17 protein-coding genes are annotated in these 15,870 nt (G+C 62.9%); 4 read left to right on the top strand and 13 right to left on the bottom strand.

Going from position 1 to position 15,870, the window contains the following annotated elements; all coding sequences use genetic code 11:
* Nucleotide 1: 1 nt before the first annotated feature.
* From ACS7SF_RS09315 to ACS7SF_RS09285, 7 genes are all read right to left on the bottom strand, one after another.
* Nucleotides 2–775, bottom strand: coding sequence for a T6SS immunity protein Tli3 family protein (locus tag ACS7SF_RS09315; protein WP_439889520.1), 774 nt, complete (start codon nucleotides 773–775; stop codon nucleotides 2–4).
* Between the two features lie 4 nt (nucleotides 776–779).
* The gene (locus ACS7SF_RS09310) at nucleotides 780–1,595 is read right to left on the bottom strand and encodes a T6SS immunity protein Tli3 family protein (RefSeq protein ID WP_439889519.1); all 816 of its coding nucleotides are present in this window, start codon (nucleotides 1,593–1,595) and stop codon (nucleotides 780–782) included.
* A 5-nt stretch (nucleotides 1,596–1,600) separates the two neighbouring features.
* Entirely contained in the window at nucleotides 1,601–2,389 is a 789-nt protein-coding gene (locus ACS7SF_RS09305; protein ID WP_439889518.1) for a T6SS immunity protein Tli3 family protein, read from the bottom strand.
* Between the two features lie 39 nt (nucleotides 2,390–2,428).
* Nucleotides 2,429–5,080: a type VI secretion system tip protein VgrG gene (vgrG, locus tag ACS7SF_RS09300; protein WP_439889517.1), complete on the bottom strand. Its 2,652-nt coding sequence runs from the start codon at nucleotides 5,078–5,080 to the stop codon at nucleotides 2,429–2,431.
* A gap of 293 nt (nucleotides 5,081–5,373) precedes the next feature.
* A complete protein-coding gene (locus tag ACS7SF_RS09295; protein ID WP_439889516.1) occupies nucleotides 5,374–5,673 on the bottom strand; it encodes a hypothetical protein in 300 nt (99 codons plus the stop codon).
* 8 nt (nucleotides 5,674–5,681) lie between these two features.
* Nucleotides 5,682–6,599 carry an alpha/beta fold hydrolase gene (locus ACS7SF_RS09290; RefSeq protein WP_439889515.1) on the bottom strand — a complete coding sequence of 306 codons (918 nt, stop codon included), beginning with the start codon at nucleotides 6,597–6,599 and terminating at the stop codon, nucleotides 5,682–5,684.
* Nucleotides 6,600–7,066: 467 nt separating this feature from the next.
* Nucleotides 7,067–7,549, bottom strand: a complete 483-nt coding sequence (locus ACS7SF_RS09285; RefSeq protein ID WP_439889514.1) for a lysozyme inhibitor LprI family protein — start codon at nucleotides 7,547–7,549, stop codon at nucleotides 7,067–7,069.
* A 154-nt stretch (nucleotides 7,550–7,703) separates the two neighbouring features.
* On the opposite strand from ACS7SF_RS09285, the gene ACS7SF_RS09280 reads away from it, so the two are divergent.
* Both ACS7SF_RS09280 and ACS7SF_RS09275 read left to right on the top strand, forming a co-directional pair.
* Nucleotides 7,704–8,696 carry a lysozyme inhibitor LprI family protein gene (locus ACS7SF_RS09280; protein ID WP_439889513.1) on the top strand — a complete coding sequence of 331 codons (993 nt, stop codon included), beginning with the start codon at nucleotides 7,704–7,706 and terminating at the stop codon, nucleotides 8,694–8,696.
* A 53-nt stretch (nucleotides 8,697–8,749) separates the two neighbouring features.
* Complete coding sequence (locus tag ACS7SF_RS09275) at nucleotides 8,750–9,568, top strand: hypothetical protein (RefSeq protein WP_439892664.1); 819 nt, start codon at nucleotides 8,750–8,752, stop codon at nucleotides 9,566–9,568.
* Between the two features lie 18 nt (nucleotides 9,569–9,586).
* Here ACS7SF_RS09275 and ACS7SF_RS09270 read toward each other — a convergent pair whose 3' ends face one another.
* Nucleotides 9,587–9,985, bottom strand: a complete 399-nt coding sequence (locus ACS7SF_RS09270; protein ID WP_439892663.1) for a nuclear transport factor 2 family protein — start codon at nucleotides 9,983–9,985, stop codon at nucleotides 9,587–9,589.
* A gap of 45 nt (nucleotides 9,986–10,030) precedes the next feature.
* On the opposite strand from ACS7SF_RS09270, the gene ACS7SF_RS09265 reads away from it, so the two are divergent.
* Together ACS7SF_RS09265 and ACS7SF_RS09260 are read left to right on the top strand one after the other, a co-directional pair.
* Nucleotides 10,031–10,987 carry a LysR substrate-binding domain-containing protein gene (locus ACS7SF_RS09265; protein WP_439892662.1) on the top strand — a complete coding sequence of 319 codons (957 nt, stop codon included), beginning with the start codon at nucleotides 10,031–10,033 and terminating at the stop codon, nucleotides 10,985–10,987.
* 157 nt (nucleotides 10,988–11,144) lie between these two features.
* Nucleotides 11,145–11,450: a panthothenate synthetase gene (locus ACS7SF_RS09260; RefSeq protein ID WP_439892661.1), complete on the top strand. Its 306-nt coding sequence runs from the start codon at nucleotides 11,145–11,147 to the stop codon at nucleotides 11,448–11,450.
* A 118-nt stretch (nucleotides 11,451–11,568) separates the two neighbouring features.
* Here ACS7SF_RS09260 and ACS7SF_RS09255 read toward each other — a convergent pair whose 3' ends face one another.
* From ACS7SF_RS09255 to ACS7SF_RS09235, 5 genes are all read right to left on the bottom strand, one after another.
* A complete protein-coding gene (locus tag ACS7SF_RS09255) occupies nucleotides 11,569–12,363 on the bottom strand; it encodes a hypothetical protein (protein ID WP_439892660.1) in 795 nt (264 codons plus the stop codon).
* A 57-nt stretch (nucleotides 12,364–12,420) separates the two neighbouring features.
* Complete coding sequence (locus ACS7SF_RS09250; RefSeq protein ID WP_439892659.1) at nucleotides 12,421–13,293, bottom strand: hypothetical protein; 873 nt, start codon at nucleotides 13,291–13,293, stop codon at nucleotides 12,421–12,423.
* Nucleotides 13,294–13,580: 287 nt separating this feature from the next.
* Complete coding sequence (locus tag ACS7SF_RS09245; protein ID WP_439892658.1) at nucleotides 13,581–14,138, bottom strand: TlpA disulfide reductase family protein; 558 nt, start codon at nucleotides 14,136–14,138, stop codon at nucleotides 13,581–13,583.
* Nucleotides 14,128–15,189: a transporter gene (locus ACS7SF_RS09240; protein WP_439892657.1), complete on the bottom strand. Its 1,062-nt coding sequence runs from the start codon at nucleotides 15,187–15,189 to the stop codon at nucleotides 14,128–14,130. Before ACS7SF_RS09240 ends, ACS7SF_RS09245 begins: the two co-directional genes overlap by 11 nt.
* Nucleotides 15,190–15,317: 128 nt before the next feature.
* The gene (locus tag ACS7SF_RS09235; RefSeq protein ID WP_439892656.1) at nucleotides 15,318–15,725 is read right to left on the bottom strand and encodes a DUF2946 domain-containing protein; all 408 of its coding nucleotides are present in this window, start codon (nucleotides 15,723–15,725) and stop codon (nucleotides 15,318–15,320) included.
* Nucleotides 15,726–15,870 lie beyond the last annotated feature (145 nt).

Below are 15,870 nucleotides of genomic sequence, written 5' to 3'. Positions count from 1 at the left end.
TTTAGTTCACGTTAGCGGTGGACGGGTTCTGCTGTTGTTGCTTCAGCAACTGGCGCTCACGGTTGATCGAGGGACGCCGAGGAAGATCTCTTCTGCAAGTGAAATAGTCGGACTGACTCAATGGGAAAGTGAATTGTGCGCGGGCGAGTTTGCGAATTCGATCGCCTTCGGACTCATGGGACTGCTCTCGATACTTGAGCGTGATTTCCTGCTTAGCGGGATCAATAACAAACCACAAAGCCCCCTGCCGTGGGAGAAAGGCTCCATTTGGCCCTTCATCGCCTCCGCCACCCACATATATGTCATTGCCGACCACAACAACGTCGCTTCCGCCGCTGACCTGTGGACGAAGCGATTTGAACGTTCGCCCTTGATCAAAGGAGACATAGACGGCCATGTCATTGCGGGCAATCACGTAGGGCGAGTTAACTACCTTGAAAACGCCCTCTGGATTGCCATGCTTGTTTCCATCAACTTCCGTACGGATGCCAAGCGCCGCATCCACATAGAACAACTCTCCCTGACACGGCAGGTTGTACCCCGGCTCCGGATTGTTCTCGATGTATCGGTGGTCATCGAAGCGGTACACAACCTGTATGGGCGGGCGCGCGATGCTGTTCAACGTCTTGTCGCTGATCGTGTCGCCAAAGCCGATCGCTGCTGCGGCTGGATCGACAGGCGAAAGGCTGCAGCCGGCCAGCGACAGAAGCAGTGCGGTGACAGTTAGAAGCGCGCTGCGCATGGGGGCAAATTGCTTGAACTTGAGGGCTGTCACGGGTTTAGCTCGCGTTGGCGGTGGAAAGGGTCTGCTGTTGTTGTTTCTGCAACTGGCGTTCACGGTTGATCGAGGGGCGCCAAGGCAAATCCCTCTTGCATGAGAAGAACTGCGTCGAGTCTTGATGGGTGCTGCGCATATTCACGTGCTCGCGCGCGGCTTTTTTTAGCTCCGCATAGCGCGGGTCTGGTTCTGGCACCGGAAATCCTGAGGCCGCAAATCGATGAATCTGATAGGGATCATCAATAGGTTTTTGTGCGGTGTACTGAAGCTCGATCTTCTGCGTGTCCGGTTTGATGACGTATAAGTCGATGGAACCTTCAGTGAATCCGTCGCTACCCATGTAGATCCGGTCGCCTACGACGACGACATCGACGCCGCCGGGAACATCGGGGACAGTTTTAAAAGTTCGCCCCTTGTCAAACGAGACATAGATGGCCATGTCGTTGCGGGCCACCACATAAGGTGAATCGACCACCTTGAATATCTCCCTGGGATTGCCGTGCTTGTTTCCCGAGGTCTGCGTGCGGATGCCCAGCGCTTCATCCACGTAGAACAACTCTCCCTGACACGGCAGGTTGAACCCCGGCCCCGGATCGTTCTCGATGTAACGGTGGTCATCGAAGCGATACACAACCTGTATGGGTGGGCGCGCGATGCTGTACAACGCCTTGTCGCTGATCGTGTCGCCAAAGCCGATCGCTGCTGCGGCTGGATCGACGGGCGAAAGGCTGCAGCCGGCCAGCGACAGCAGCAGGGTGGTGGCGGTTAGAAGCGCGCTGCGCATAGGAGCAAATTGCTTGAACTTGTGGGCTGTCACGGGTTTTAGCTCGCGTTGGCAGTGGACGGGTTCTGCCGCTGTTGCTTCTGCAACTGGCGTTCACGGTTGATTGAGGGCCGCCAAGGCAGGTCTCTCTTACACGTGAAATACTGCTCCGGGTCTTGATACCGGCTGTTGACCACATGGTCGCGGGCGAGCTTGCGAATACGGTCACCCTCGGATTCCCGAGACTCCTCTCGATATTTGAGCGTGATTTCTTGCTTGGCGGGATCTATTACGAACCATCTGGCTCCTTCCCATTCGCTAAATGCGCCACGTGGCCCTCTTTCGCCTCCACCTCCGGCATAGATGTTGTTGCCGACTACAACAACGTCGGCTCCGCCACTCACCTGTATTCGCAACGATTTGAACGTTCGCCCTTTGTCAAAGGAAACATAGATATTCATGTCATTGCGGGCAATCACATAGGGGGAATTGACCACCTTGAACAGCCCATCTGGATTGCCGTGTTTGTTTCCATCAACTTCCGTGCGGATACCAAGCGCGTCATCCACATAGAACAACTCTCCCTGACACGGCAGGTTGAACCCCGGCTCCGGATTGTTCTCGATGTACCGATGGTCATCGAAGCGATACACGACCTGTATGGGTGGGCGAGCGATGCTGTTCAACGTCTTGTCGCTGATCGTGTCTCCAAAGCCGATCGCTGCTGCGGCTGGATCGGCAGGCGAAAGGCTGCAACCGGCCAGCGACAACAGTGCGATGGCAGCGGGGAGTGTGCATCGCAGGGCAACACGTTGATGCCATGCGAGAGGGTGATGCGTGTGTTTCAACGAAGTCTCCTTGAAGCGTGTTGGGCGGGCGCGCATAGGTCAACCCTGCGGGCGCCGCCAGCGCCGCAGCACATGATGATTGAGCGCTGCCTCGGGGTCGATCTTTCCGCCCGCGATGGCTGTGCGCGTTTCGTTCTGACCCGGTCGCACGATGACCGGGCTGTCCGGGATTTTGTTGCCGAGCGCATCGACCACGTGCACGGGCTCGTCGGGCTTGAGCGCGGATGTCACCGCATGCGGCACCACAGGCCGGCTGTCGGGGCCGACAAATGCATAGTTGGCCGAGTGCACTTGGAATGCGCCATTCGTGCCGTGTGTAATCCCGCCCTGGCTCAACTCGATGTAGCTGCCGCCACCGTTGATGCGCACACCATCCGTGCCGTTGATGGTGACTCGCTGGCCCTCCATCTTGATTTCCAGCTTGGCCAGGAGGTTGATGCCGTTCTTGAGCGCCTGCAGGTCAATGTCACCGCTGGCAGCCACGAGCTTGAGGCCAAGTTGATAGGCGAACAGCCGGATTGCATCTTTAGCGCTGGCGAGGAAGCTGCGCCCGGTGGCAACGCTGGTGTGCCCGCCGCTGGTGATGGCGTGGTGTGCGTTGCTCTGCTGGTGCGTGCTACCGGCCGTGCTGCTCTCGATGCCCGCTGGGCTGGCCAGCACCAGGTGGGGTTGCGCGAATTCGGGGAAGTGTCCCTGTGCAGGATCGCCGCCGCTACCTTTCAGGCTGGTGTTCTGCTCATGCAGTTGCTTGGCCACCTCGCCCTGATCGTCCGCTTGCTGCGCTCCCGCTGTACGCGCCGCCTCCGACAACCGGTCGTGCATATCGTGGGCCACCGTGAGCCGCGCCAGCGGTGCACCCACCTCCATCATGTTCCCGCCGCCATTGAGGGCTTCGGTGGTCAGCTGCATGCCCGCAGCGGCACGGTGTGCGCCGTGCCCTTCGGTATCCAGCGCGAAGCCTTGGCCGCGCGGGTTCTGGCGGCCAGTGGTGCCGTCGATCCGCGTGATGTGCCCGAGGCTCAGTGTGCTGTTGAGGTGATCACTCTTGACCTGCGCCTGGATCTTTCCCGCCGTGTCGTCCAGGATCAGATGGTTGCTGCGGCCATCGGGCGTGTTGCCGCCTTCCGGGGTCAGCTCCCGACTGCGGATGCCCATCAAAGCCTTCTGCGCCGGCAACTGCCACGGCGGCATGCGCTCAGCGTTATGCACAACGCCAACGGCCAGGAAGTGATCGGGGTTGCCGTCCAGCGCAACCACCCATACCTCACTGCCCGCACGCGGCCACGACACCATGCCGGTTTCGCCGCCCGCCCAGTTTGAGGCGACCCGCACGCGCGCGCTGAATTTGCCTTCCCGATCCCAATGAAACTGGATCAGGATGCGGCCGTGCTCGTCCACGTCCAGCGCACCCAGCCCGCCCGCCGCAACCACCGTTGCGGTCTGGTGGCTGTCCACGCGTATGTCGGCGCTGTTCCTGCCCCGGCCAGGCCGCCACGGCACCGCGCGCTTGATTGCGGTGAAGCGGTTGCTGTATTCGCCTTTGCGGCCGACCAGCGGGGCAGCTTCGTGCCCGCCCTGTCGCCCACGTTCCGCCAGGTAGTTGTTGGTCGCGCTGTGGCTGGCCTCCACGATGAGGTATTGGTTGTCCTCTTCGCGCTCGGTGTTGCTGAAGTGCCCGGACAACGCAAACCACTGGCCAGTCGCCACGCTGCTGTTATTGCCTTCGGCTTGGTACTGCTCGGCCTGCGCTTGCACTTCCTCGCGGCGCAGGCTCACCAGCGCCGCGCCCGAGGCGTCTTCCTTGGTGAAGCCGTAGTGCCCCACGTATTCGTGGGCCTCGAGCTCTGGCACGCTGCCCTGCTTGCGCTGGGCAGGTTCCGTCTGATGCTGCGGCGTCGGATGCTTGAAATCGATGGCGCTGGCCGCGAACAGCGAGGCTGCCGCCGTCTGCACAGGCGTCCAGCGGTGGATGGCGTCTTCCTCTTGCGGGCCACCCTGGGCTTGGAAGGGGATGCTCTGATCGCCCTCCACAGGCGGGCACTGGCTGCTGTTGCCGAAGATGATCAGCCGATGGCCAGTCGCATCGTGCTCATAACGGCTGCTCCAGCCCCGTGCCTCCAATCGGCGGTAGATGTAGTTATGGTCGCTCTCGCCCCGTCCCCCGCCTTGCACAGCCATGGTGAAGGGCGCATCTTGACCGTTGACCTCCCAGCGCCACTGCGCCCAGTCACCATAGCCCTGCAGGATCTCCGCGAACTGGTCGTACAGACTGCGGTCCCGGAAGATACGGTTGTTGATGCGATGTCTGGCGAACCACAACCACGGCCGCAGCACAGCCCGGTAGGTCGCCACGCCGGGGTCACTGCCCACCAATGAGAATTCCGCCACGTGCCCCGTGTACCAGCGCAGGGAGCCATCCGGCTTGACTAAGGACACCGCGAGCAACTTGCCGAGCATGTCCGCCAGTACGAGGCTGACGCTGTCGGCCAACAGGGTCAGCTCAAACCGGAAGTCTTGGCCAAGGCCCTCATGAGCCTCCAAGCGCTCCACGACCATTTGTACAGGGACGGCGCGGCCCCACACGTCGGTGGCGGTGGGGGTGTCGTCCTTTGGGAACGAGAGCCCCAGCAGGCGCTTGTCCTGCTGAAAGAAGAGGTCTTGCAGATGCAGCGTCCGGTCGGACTCGGCCATGGTCTACAGATACGAAAGTTCGGAAGAAGCGAGCGTGGCCACACCCATCCTGGGCGCGGTTGGAGATGCGGTACAACGGCGCAGAGAAAATGCCGAACCGGCAGCGGTGGCGAGATATCTGAATTACCGAACAGAGATAGTCGGTAAATTTGGATCGCGCATTTTTGAAATGACACGCCCGTTTAACAATCCGGTGAACTGCGACGCTTTTATAGCGGCGCAGGATAGCGAGTTGTCACAACTGGGCACAAGAGTACTTTCGTACCTATTTCGCGGCGCGCTATTGCTCGCACCTATGTGCCTATCCGTCCCAGGCTGCCCAAGGCGCTCACAAAGATAAGCCACACAAAAAACAAACCGACGGCCGCGTAAGCGATGAAAAACCGAATGGGTGATTCAGCCTTGAATATGACGCCACCGCGAACGTCCACCCGCTCCTCCGTCAAATAGCTCGATATCGTCGCAATCAACCCGGCCACTGACGCGAACAGGGTTCCGATCCATCCAAGGTGAATAGCACTGGTCGGATACAGAGCGCACGCCCCCCAGAACAGCGCGGCTACCGTAAGGAGCACCCAGACGGCTTTCTTCATGCTTCGAGCTACTGAGCCAGAAACTTCACGATCGCGCCCACCGTCGCCTGCGTCTGCTCCTCCATCAACCAATGCCCCGCATCGGGAATCACCAGCTCTTGCACGTTGCTGGCGGCATTGCGCATGACGATGGCTTCGTTCTCGCCGAAAGACTTGGCGCCGCCGATGGCCAGCACCGGCATGGGCAGTTTGGTGGCGAGGGTTTTCTGGTTGTCCTCCGCGTCTTGCGGGATCGACAGGAATTGCGCAAACGCAGAATGCATGGCGCCCGGCTTGGCGTAGAGGCGAGCGTAGTGGACGCGCGTGGCTTCGTTGACCTTGGCGGGGTTGCCGGCAAACTCATTCCAGAACCGGTCGAGGTAGATGCGCTCGCGGCCTTTGACGAGCCGCTCGGCATCGGGGCCGCCAAACGAGAAGTGCCACAGCTTGGGTGAGCGGACGATCTGTTCCCACGGCGGCACGCCCGGCACGGGGGCATCCATCACCACCAGGCGCGTCGTCTTGTCCGGATAGCGCGCCGCGTAGGCGAAGGCCACCATGGTGCCGATGTCGTGGCCGACCACGTCGGCTTGGTCGATATTCAGCTGGGTCAGCACGGCGCGGATGTCGGCAGCCTGGGTGCGCTTGTCATAGCCGCCTTCGGGGTGCGATGACAAACCCATGCCGCGCAGATCCGGCACCACCACGGTGTGGGTGCGTGCCAGCTCGGCGGCCAGCGGCGCCCACATGTCGCCCGTGTCGCCAAAGCCGTGCAGCAAGACCACCGCCGGCCCGCTGCCGCCCACACGCACATACAGCGTGGCGCCGTCGGTCTGGATGTTCTGGTGGCGGAAACCCGGCGGATACGGCTTCACCTGGGCTTGCACAGCTTGCACAAAGGGCGTCATGGCCAGCAGGAGCGCAACGGCGGCAATGAGGGTTCGCATGGCGTGTTCTCGGTGGGGGCGGAGGGGTCGGCCGGGGCCGATGGGACGCGGCCCGCTCACTTTGGTCGGGCCGCATGACAGGGTGCTGCACGGACTCGTCAAGCGTAGTACGCGCCACGCGGGGTGCAAGGGTGAAGGCGAGGGGTGCCCGCAGCCGATATGCATCCGGCCTGCCCGGCGGCTCGCCCCATCGCGGGTTGATCGGTCGGCTTCCTTACGCACAGACAGCTGTGGATAAGCCCTGTGGATAGGTGCAAAAAACGCTTTTGCATCAAGGGATTGCAGAACGGACAACCTCTCGGGCACGGTGCGCGGTTGGGCGGTTGAGGCGGAGGGATGGCGACGCTCCCGTTCGAGCGCTGTAGACAAGCCCCTCCGCAGAGCCACCGCGTTTTCCACAGGAGTTATCCACAGCGGCGGATGGGGTTATCCACATCGGGGGAGGGGCGGTTGGGAGCCCGGCCCGACTAGTGCGGGTAGTACTCCAGCTCGGCAATGCGCGCGCGGATGGCTTCGACGTTCAGCCCTTCAATGTCGGGGCTCGCCATGGAGCCGCGATCGGCGCGCCACGGTGCGTTGTCGGCCGCCTTCTGGGCATTTCGATAGGCCAGCCAGGCACGTTGGGCGTTGCGGATGGCCTCGCGCGATGCGGGGTCGGCGGTGCGCAGTACGGCTTGATAGAGCGTGTTCATCTGCCGGTCGTAGGCCTGGTAAGCGGTGTGCGTGCACTCGGTCATGCCGGCCGTCGTCTCGCCGCGCGGGGTCTTCAGGCATTGCTCAAGCGCGGTGTCGATGGGGTCGGCAGCCCAGGCCGCCGAGGGCAGCAGCGCGGCCGCCAGCGAGAGTGCTAGCGCGCGTACGATTTGGCGCGCACCCAGGGCGGCAGCGCGTGGTTGGCGGGTGGGGTGGTTGGGCATTGGCAGGGCCATGGCGTACCTCAGGGTGGTCATCGCGGGGGTGCTTGCCATGGTAGGAAAAGTCTTCCCGTGCCGCACCGGCGCAGGGGGGGCGACAGTGACCCTGTGTGGATAAAGCGCACCGCGCGGCTTGGTTACCGAGCACAATGCCGCACACGCTCCCACTCGGTACTCAAGAGGTCATCCAATGACGCCATTTCGCGGCATCGCCGCCATCGCCTTTGCCCTCGTCTTGCTGCCCACCGTGGCGCAGGCCGCCAGCTTTGATTGCAGCGCGGCACGTAGCCCGATCGAACACGCCATCTGCAATGACGCGCAGCTCTCGGCGCTGGATAGTGAACTGGCGGATGCGTATCGTGCAGCGCTCGCCAACCAGGGCGACGCGGCAAACGAACTGAAGGCGGCTCAGCGTGCGTGGTTGAAGCAACGGGCGCCGTCGGGTCAGATCGACGTGGCCGTGTTGAAAGAGGCCTATCGCACGCGCATCGCCGAGCTGCAAGCGCTGCCCGTCTTCCCAAGCCCCAGCGAGGCAGTGGAAGGTCCGGTCTTTCCGTTAAAGACGATCGCGAAACAACACGATTTCGTGCTTCGCCTGCTGCAGGCGTGCTCGGACGAGGGGGCAGATCAAGATTCGAGGTGTGAAGGTCCGGGCCAGTTGCTGATCTACGGCAAGGGCGAATCGGCGGTACGTCAGGTCATGAATTTTCCCAACGTGGTGGTGACGCTGCCCAAAGGGCACGGAGAGCCGCTGGTGAATGCAGCACCGCTCTATGGCTATCAGGGGGTCATCAACGTTGGCGACTTCAACTTTGACGGCCGGGAAGATTTCGGCATTCAGACGGGCAACAACGGCAGCTACGGCGGGCCGAGCTATGACGTGTATCTGTTCAATACGAAGGCGCAGCGCTTCGTGCTCAATCCGTCGATGACGCAGTTGATTGTCGAGACACTCGGGTTCTTCCAGGTCGATGCCGTGCACAAACGTCTGCGTACGTGGGCAAAGAGTGGCTGCTGCTATCACGAGCGCACCGTGTACACCGTCGACGGCGATGAGCCTGTCGCCATCGAACGCCGCATTGACGATGCGCAGGGCCCTGGTGACAAGATGAAAGTCACCGAAGAGAAAGTCGTCAACGGCAGATGGCGCACCAAGGTGCACTACGAGCCGATGCCGAATTGAGCCAATGCAATCCAACGCATGCCACCGCTTGCCCTGAAACCTTATCCAACACCATGAAGCACTACCACCTCACCCCTCTGCTGTGCATTGCCGGCCTACTGCTGGCCGCCCAAACCACCCACGCCGCTGAAGACGCCTGCGCTACGCAAGTGGAGCGCGCGATCAAGCGGGCGTATCCATCAGCAAAGCGAACGGGCGACGATTACAAGATCAATGGCGCGCGCATCCAGTTGTCGGAAGCGGCCAGCCCACATGCGGTGGTGTGCCGCACGTGGCCCGCGCATCCGGAACTCACGCTCATGGCCGTGCCCCTGATACAGAAAGAGGATGCCAGCGACAACGAAGGCGACCTGGAACTGTTCGTGCTCGACAGCAACAACGCGACCATCCGCCAACGACTGCGCCTGCCCGGCCGCATGTCGGACGATGCGGTACGCATCTCCTCCATCGCGTTCGATACCGCGCGCTACCAGGTGGCACCAGGCCAGACCGCATTCGGGCTTCGCATCACGAAGGAAGGCAGCTCGCGCCCCAATCCGTTCGGCGAAACCGATCTGTGGCTCTATACCTTCGAGGGCAATCAATTGAAGCCGGTCTTGAACGGCATCGTTGTGGATTCCAACGGCGGGGAGTGGGATACCAATTGCGCCGGCACGTTCAGCCAGACCAAGCGCACGCTGGGCATGGCATCGGCCACACACAACGGCTATGCGAATATCACCGTGACGGAGACGACATCGTCATCCACCAACGTGGTCGACAAGGCTGGCGAATGCCAGTCACGCGATGCGAAGCCTCAGCGCACGACGTACCGGCTGGCGTATGACGGCAAACAGTACGTGGTGCCCAAGGCAATGGCGCCGTTGGAGTGAGCGGCGCAGCGTGCCTCGCTATGCGTACTTGTCCCCCACCGCGCTGCGGATCGGATACGTGTCATAGACGATCACCATCCGTTCAATGCGCGCCGCCGCGTCAAACTCAAATACGTCAACACATTCAAAACGGGCGGCCGAGCCGTCTTTGAATCCCCAGTCGTAGATGAAGTAACCGGTGGCACGCGGGGCGCCCAACGCGCTTGTGCAAATGTCGATGGGCGTGATTTTGCTGGTGCCCGATGCTTCGCTCACTTTTGCAAAGAACGGGGCTGGCGTCATCCACCCCAGGAAGGGCGAGAAGATCTGCGCGTCAGGGGTGAACAGCGCGCAGATTTCGGCCACGTCGCCGCGCTCGAGGGCCTGCAGATAAGCCTGGATTTGCCGCGTGTATAGTGCTTGCGCCGATGCGTCCATGATCGCTCTCCATGCGTGGGATACCGGCACGATAGCGATGCAGCCATGACCACACCATCGAATTCTTCGCAAGCAGGGTATGCGGCCGATGCATATACGCTGGCGGATTTGACGCGCCCGCTGCCCTCGCTCACGGCGTACCAGGCGTTTGTGACGGCGGCGCAGCTGGGCAGCGTCAGCAAAGCGGCGGACCACCTGTGCCGCACGCAGGGCGCGGTCAGCCGCCAGATCCAGCAGTTGGAGGCGCACTATCGGTGCGCGCTGTTTGTGCGCCATGCATCGGGGTTGATGCTTACGGCGGAGGGGCAGGCGCTGCTTCCCGTGGTGGTGGATGCGCTCACGCGGTTGGTGCAGCAGGCAGACGCGCTGGCGGGAACAAAGTCGGTCCTCACGCTCCGGTTGCCGTCCACCTTTGCCGTGCGGTGGCTGCTCCCCCGCCTGCCGGAGATTCATGCGTCGCTGAGCGGCACGGAGTTGCGTATTTCAACCTCAGCCGACGACACGCCGGAGTTCGGCGCCGCCGACATCGACGCCATGGTGGTGCGCGGGGTGGGGCAGTGGCCTGGGCTGGAATCTGTGCCGCTCTTTGCAGAAACGCTGACGCCGATGTGCGCGCCCAACATCGCTGCATCGCTCCAGTCGGTGGCTGACCTTGCACATGCCACGTTGCTGCATCCGGGTGCTCGCCATCATGAATGGCGATGCTGGCTGAACAGCGTGGGGTCCGCACAGCTCGATGCCGCCGCGGGGCTCGTGTTCGATACGCTCGAACTCACGCTCACCGCTGCAGCGCAGGGGCACGGGGTCGCCATCGGTGATCCGCGCATGGCCATGAGCCGGTTGCAGGACGGCACGCTCGTCGCCCCGTTCCAGCACTGGGCGCACAGTGGCCTGGGCTACTTTCTCGTCTATCCGCCGCAACGTGCGGCGCAACCCAAGATTCGCGCGCTGGCCGACGCTCTGGTCAAGCTGGCGCAAGCGGAGCCGGTGCCGCTCGGCTGAGGCCCTCTATAGCCAGCGAAATACCAAAAAAGGCGGGCCCTCATCCCCGCATATCCGCCATCTCGCCTAGCCGGAAGCCGATTTCGCAAACGCATCGCGCGTCCTATACCTACGGTGTCCGGCGATGCATCTGTCCGGCCCACCTCAGGAGAACGCCATGCGCATGCTCGTCAACGTGCGGATTCCGCACGAACCCTTCAACACCTACGTGCGCGACGGCTCCATCGCCGAGCTGATCCCGCGCGTGATGGCCGAGACCAAGCCCGAAGCCGTGTACTTCACCGAGCAGAACGGCCACCGCGGCGCGGTGCTGATCGTCAACGTGGAATCGGCCTCGCACATTCCCGCGCTGGCCGAGCCGTGGTTCCTGCTGTTCAACGCCGATTGCGAGTTCCGCATCGTGATGAGCCCGGAAGATCTGCAGAAGGCGGGGTTGGGGGAGATTGGATCGAAGTGGAAGTAGGGCAGGCCCAACAGTAACGGGGGATAGTGCGCTAAGCGCTGCTGCCTAGTGCATCTGTTCCCGGCCATCGGGACGCAGCGCCAGCAGCCCCGCCACGTTGACCTAAAGCCGGTCGCAACTACGCATCCTTGTAGCGCGGCGGCGGGCTCGTCGGTTTCTTTGGTGCGCCTTCCAGTTCTTTCAACATCGCGTCAATGCGGGCGCGGTCTTCTGCGCCGTCCCCCTTCTCGCGGGCGGCCACGAGTTTTTGACGCAACTCTTCGCGGTCGTCGGCGGTTAACACGGCCGTCAGGGTGGGCAAGGTTTCAGACAACGCCTTGAGCACCACCGAGCGATCCGCCGCAGAGAACGTGTTCCCCTGGATGAACCACTTCACCGCGCCGGCAATGGCGGTCTTGAAGCCGGCCTCGCTGCGCTTGACGGCCTCTGCGCGAGTCGCGTAGCTGTTGTCCTTGGGCTGCTGGGCAAGCCACTCTTTTTGCACTTGCAGGAACGATGTCTTTGCAAACAACCCATAGGCGGCGAGGGTGGCAGCTTCCGGCTGTGCCTGTCCAACAGCATTGGCGGGGATCGTGACGTAATACAGGCCGATGATGCGGCTCACGTTGCCCGAGATCGCCAGGCACGCGTCGTACCGCTCCAGGATAGCGATGCCCGCGTCATAGCAGAGGGCGAGGTTTTCCGTCGCGGTCATCCGGCTCAGGATTGCAGCGCCATCGTGGTCGGCAAAACGGGGCAGGGCGATCGTGCCCGCCTGCAGCACGCGCAAAGCTTGCGCGTAGTCGTCTCCGCCCCATACGCGTGATGGTGCCGGCATGCCTGCCTTGACGTAAGACGACGCTTGCTCCGTTTCGGCGATGGCCGGTTGAGCGATACCGAGCACGAGAGCGGCGATCAATGTGGTGACGCGCATGGTGGGATTGGGGTGAGGTAACGATCGGTTGGAACTGCGCGTGAAGGCTCGATGCACTCAACGCTTACGGGCGTTGATCGGCGGGTGCTGATACTTCTTCCACCACCCGTCGCTGCCGGCTTTGCCCGGGAGCGATGGCACATCGACGTAACGCTCGGGTTGGCCGCGCAGCTTCCATGGGTCGCCGACGTCGCCGGTTAACGTCGCAATCATGTCGTTGAGGCGGGAGCGGTCTTCAGCACTGGTAAAGCTCGCACGAGCGTCCGCGAGCTTGCGCGCGAGTTTCCGTTGATCGTCGGACGAGAACACGCGCTTGTAGGTCCGGAACGTATCCGACATGGCTTTGAGGATCACCGACTTGTCGGCGGTAGTGCCGTCTTTCATGCTGAGCATCGCCGTGTAGTCAAAGAAGACACCGGCGGCCCGAGCGTCAAGCGCCGCCCTTTGCGCCGCAAATTGCGCTTCGTCCTTGATCAGTGCGAGTGGCACGCTGTGCAGCGCCTCCACGATCGCGCCGCCGATACGAAGCGCGTAGGCGGCCAGGGCGATCTCCTCCGGTGCCGATTGCTGCCCGCTGTTGGGTGGCAAAGCGGCGAGATACAACGTCAGCAGCTCTTGGACGCTGGTGACGATGACCCGACAGTTGTCGATGCCCTCAACACTCGGGCTGCTTTGATCGCGACAGCGCTCGAGGTTTTCCGTGGCCGTCATGCGGTTCAGGACGGCCGCGCCGTCACCGTCGGAAAAGCGCGGCAGCGATACGGTGTTGGTCTTGAGCACGCTGACCGCCTGGGCATAGTCCTCACCCAGCCACACGCGCGACGGGGAGGGCATTCCGGCTTTCACGTAAGCAGACGGTTGATCGGCCTGCGCCATTGCCGGCGAAGCGAAGCCGAGCACGAGAGCCGCCATCAATAGGGGGACGCGCATGGTTGTTTTGATTGGATCTTGGGTGACGTCGCGTTTCCGGGTGTGGCTGGCTCGCCTGCCTGCAAACGGAGATCCATTCTTTCATATGGGCCTCGTCGTTGCATCCCCACTTTGGATCGATAGCGGGCACCCGCCAAGCAGGCTGGCTCGCGCATTCCCACCCTGGCCGGGCCGGGGCGTTTCTGTTCAACGCTGGGCGCGAGTTCTACCTTGCGATGAGTGCGGAGGTTCTGCCGCCGGCGAGGTGGGGAACATGACCCAATCCAGCCCAACGCAGTCAGCGCGCATTAACGCAACAGCGGCGTGACCACCCGCTCAAGGCGCTCGGCGGTCCAGGCGGGCTCACGCGAATCCCAGCCGTTGTCGGCCAGCAGGCCATTGCGGTCGATCGTGAAGTTGACCGGAATCCGCCACACGCGGCCGTAGCCGCCTGCGTACGCGCTGCCGAGCAACCCGACGGGGAAGCTCCAGTCCGCTGCCATCTTGCGCACATCGGCAAGCGAGCCGGGCTCATCCAGGCTGAAGCCCAGCACGCGCAGGCCCCGATGCGCGTGCTTTGCCGCGTAATCAGAGAGCAACGGCAGCTCCTGATGGCACGGCCCACACCAGGTCGCCCAGAAGGTCAGGATCACGACATGGCCGTGCAGGTCTTCTGTAGAGATGGTGCGGCCATCGATGGTGTGCAGCACCAGCGGCGGTGCTGGCCGGCCGACTTCAAGGCTTGCGGCATGCGCATCATGGGCGCGACTGCCCAGCCCGGCGCCCACCGCTGCGGTGCCTGCAGCCTGCAACCACGCACGTCTCGACCATGTGCGTGGTGAACGACCCTCGGTATCAGAACGCATAGCTGGCCCCCACGGTGCCCGACCAGCGCGGGAAGAGTTGATAACCCTGCAGGTTGCTGTACAGCGCCTTCTGCAGGAACGCGTAGATCTGCACGTTGTGCGCCACGCTCACCGTCACGCCCGGTGAGAGATAGACCACCGTACCAGCAGTGTTGGTGGTATCGGCCAGCGCGCCTTTGTCAGCGTTCTTGCGTGTCACGTTGAACTGCAACTGCGGCACGATGTGCGGATTGGCTTCGTAGCGCAGGCCCACGCTCATGGTGGCGAGGTTGCCAGGGCGAAAGTCCGCGCCCGTTTCGTTCAGCCGCTGGTGCACGGCGGCCTGGAATTGGCCATTGATGAAGGCGTCGAAATCCTGGCTGACCGGCTGGTAGTAGTAGGCCCCCAGGATCACATCGGTGCTGCCGGTACCGGGCTGCAGGCTGGTATCCAGCGCTTGCCCGCCCGCCGCATTCGGCCCGCTGTTGAAGAACACCGGGTTGCGCCCGACGGTGTTGCCGGTCAGCACGTTCTGCCCACCGTAGCGGCCGGTCGGCAGCTTCACGCCCAGTTGCACGCCCAGGTTGTGCGTGGGCAAAAAGCCTTGGTAGTTGGCAATCAGCTTGACGTCTCCCAAGCCACTGGCGGTGGCACCGCTGACGTTGTCTGGCGTGAGCTGGTCGGACGTGGCCGCGCCGTAGGTCGTGTGGCTGCGATCGACGTACGGCACGATCGCGCTGAAGTTCCAGCTGCTGTTCGGGCTGTAGCTGATGCCGAGGTTGATGTAGCGGTTGATGGTCTGGCGCTCGACTTCCTGATTGCCGCCCGCATCGTTGATGGCCGCAGCCTGTGACGGCGAGACGGCGTGCGTGCCACTGCGCAGTTGGTTCTGCGGCAGGTAGGTGTAGTCGAAGCTGATGCGCCAGCCCGGGATGGCTGAGTAGCCCATCGCGGCGTCGGTGCTGAGCGCACAGCCGCAGGTGGCACATGCCTGAGCAGCAATCGGTGCAAACATGCCGGCAGCGCAGGCGGCCCACACCGCGCGTCGCATGCGGTTGGATGGCGTTGTCATGAAGATTCCTCACTCTGATGGGTGCGTGCGCGGCCCAAGCGGTGATGGGTGCGTCGCACGATGTCTGGTCTGAAGCGGTGGCAGGCGGGTGCGATTGCGACGCACGCTCGCTGTACCGGTCAACGGGGTCAGATGAGGAAGGGGGAATCGCGTGGCCGTCCGGCGTGGCGCGCTTGGTGCGCGGCCAGACGGCTGGGTTCCGGAGCCCATGCAGCGGTGTGGACGGGGGCCGGCGTCGCCATCGGCGGGATAGTGGTCGGCGCCAGGACGTGTTCGGCCAGCAGATCGCAATAGCCGCAGGCCGCTTGATGGCCTGCTGGGTGGCCAGCGGGCATGTCGTGCCCGATGGGTACAGTGGCCGCATCGGCACCGGCGGCGGCCGATAGCTTTGCTTCGCACAGCGGCATGGTCTGCTCGAACGCCCACAGTTCATGGCGTTCCAGCGCCTGGCTCACCATGGGCGCAAACAGCACGAGCGCCATCGCCGCCAGGCCAAGCCAGGCAGTCAATCTCTTGCGGGTGCGGGCGAAATGCATGGTGGGTCGTGGGGCTGCCGGGCGGCGCCGGCCCGTGCGGATGCAGGGTATTACATCGTAAAAAGACGTCAACATCCAGCGCCGCGCGAGGAGGATGTTGCTCGCGGTGTGGCCGCGCGCCTGTCGAAGATCCTCCGCTTTCTGG

The organism is Ralstonia sp. 25C (genome assembly GCF_051904805.1).
In the GTDB taxonomy this organism is placed as follows: domain Bacteria; phylum Pseudomonadota; class Gammaproteobacteria; order Burkholderiales; family Burkholderiaceae; genus Ralstonia.
Note: the sequence above shows the minus strand (reverse complement) of the source record. Positions and strands in the feature narration are given on the sequence as shown.

What these genes read in the sequence shown, in the direction of transcription:
- vgrG (WP_439889517.1), bottom strand. Translation starts at nt 5,080, where the DNA reads ATGGCCGAGTCCGACCGGACGCTGCATCTGCAAGACCTCTTCTTTCAG.
- ACS7SF_RS09295 (WP_439889516.1), bottom strand. Translation starts at nt 5,673, where the DNA reads ATGAAGAAAGCCGTCTGGGTGCTCCTTACGGTAGCCGCGCTGTTCTGG.
- ACS7SF_RS09290 (WP_439889515.1), bottom strand. Translation starts at nt 6,599, where the DNA reads ATGCGAACCCTCATTGCCGCCGTTGCGCTCCTGCTGGCCATGACGCCC.
- ACS7SF_RS09285 (WP_439889514.1), bottom strand. Translation starts at nt 7,549, where the DNA reads ATGACCACCCTGAGGTACGCCATGGCCCTGCCAATGCCCAACCACCCC.
- ACS7SF_RS09280 (WP_439889513.1), top strand. Translation starts at nt 7,704, where the DNA reads ATGACGCCATTTCGCGGCATCGCCGCCATCGCCTTTGCCCTCGTCTTG.
- ACS7SF_RS09275 (WP_439892664.1), top strand. Translation starts at nt 8,750, where the DNA reads ATGAAGCACTACCACCTCACCCCTCTGCTGTGCATTGCCGGCCTACTG.
- ACS7SF_RS09270 (WP_439892663.1), bottom strand. Translation starts at nt 9,985, where the DNA reads ATGGACGCATCGGCGCAAGCACTATACACGCGGCAAATCCAGGCTTAT.
- ACS7SF_RS09265 (WP_439892662.1), top strand. Translation starts at nt 10,031, where the DNA reads ATGACCACACCATCGAATTCTTCGCAAGCAGGGTATGCGGCCGATGCA.
- ACS7SF_RS09260 (WP_439892661.1), top strand. Translation starts at nt 11,145, where the DNA reads ATGCGCATGCTCGTCAACGTGCGGATTCCGCACGAACCCTTCAACACC.
- ACS7SF_RS09255 (WP_439892660.1), bottom strand. Translation starts at nt 12,363, where the DNA reads ATGCGCGTCACCACATTGATCGCCGCTCTCGTGCTCGGTATCGCTCAA.
- ACS7SF_RS09250 (WP_439892659.1), bottom strand. Translation starts at nt 13,293, where the DNA reads ATGCGCGTCCCCCTATTGATGGCGGCTCTCGTGCTCGGCTTCGCTTCG.
- ACS7SF_RS09245 (WP_439892658.1), bottom strand. Translation starts at nt 14,138, where the DNA reads ATGCGTTCTGATACCGAGGGTCGTTCACCACGCACATGGTCGAGACGT.
- ACS7SF_RS09240 (WP_439892657.1), bottom strand. Translation starts at nt 15,189, where the DNA reads ATGACAACGCCATCCAACCGCATGCGACGCGCGGTGTGGGCCGCCTGC.
- ACS7SF_RS09235 (WP_439892656.1), bottom strand. Translation starts at nt 15,725, where the DNA reads ATGCATTTCGCCCGCACCCGCAAGAGATTGACTGCCTGGCTTGGCCTG.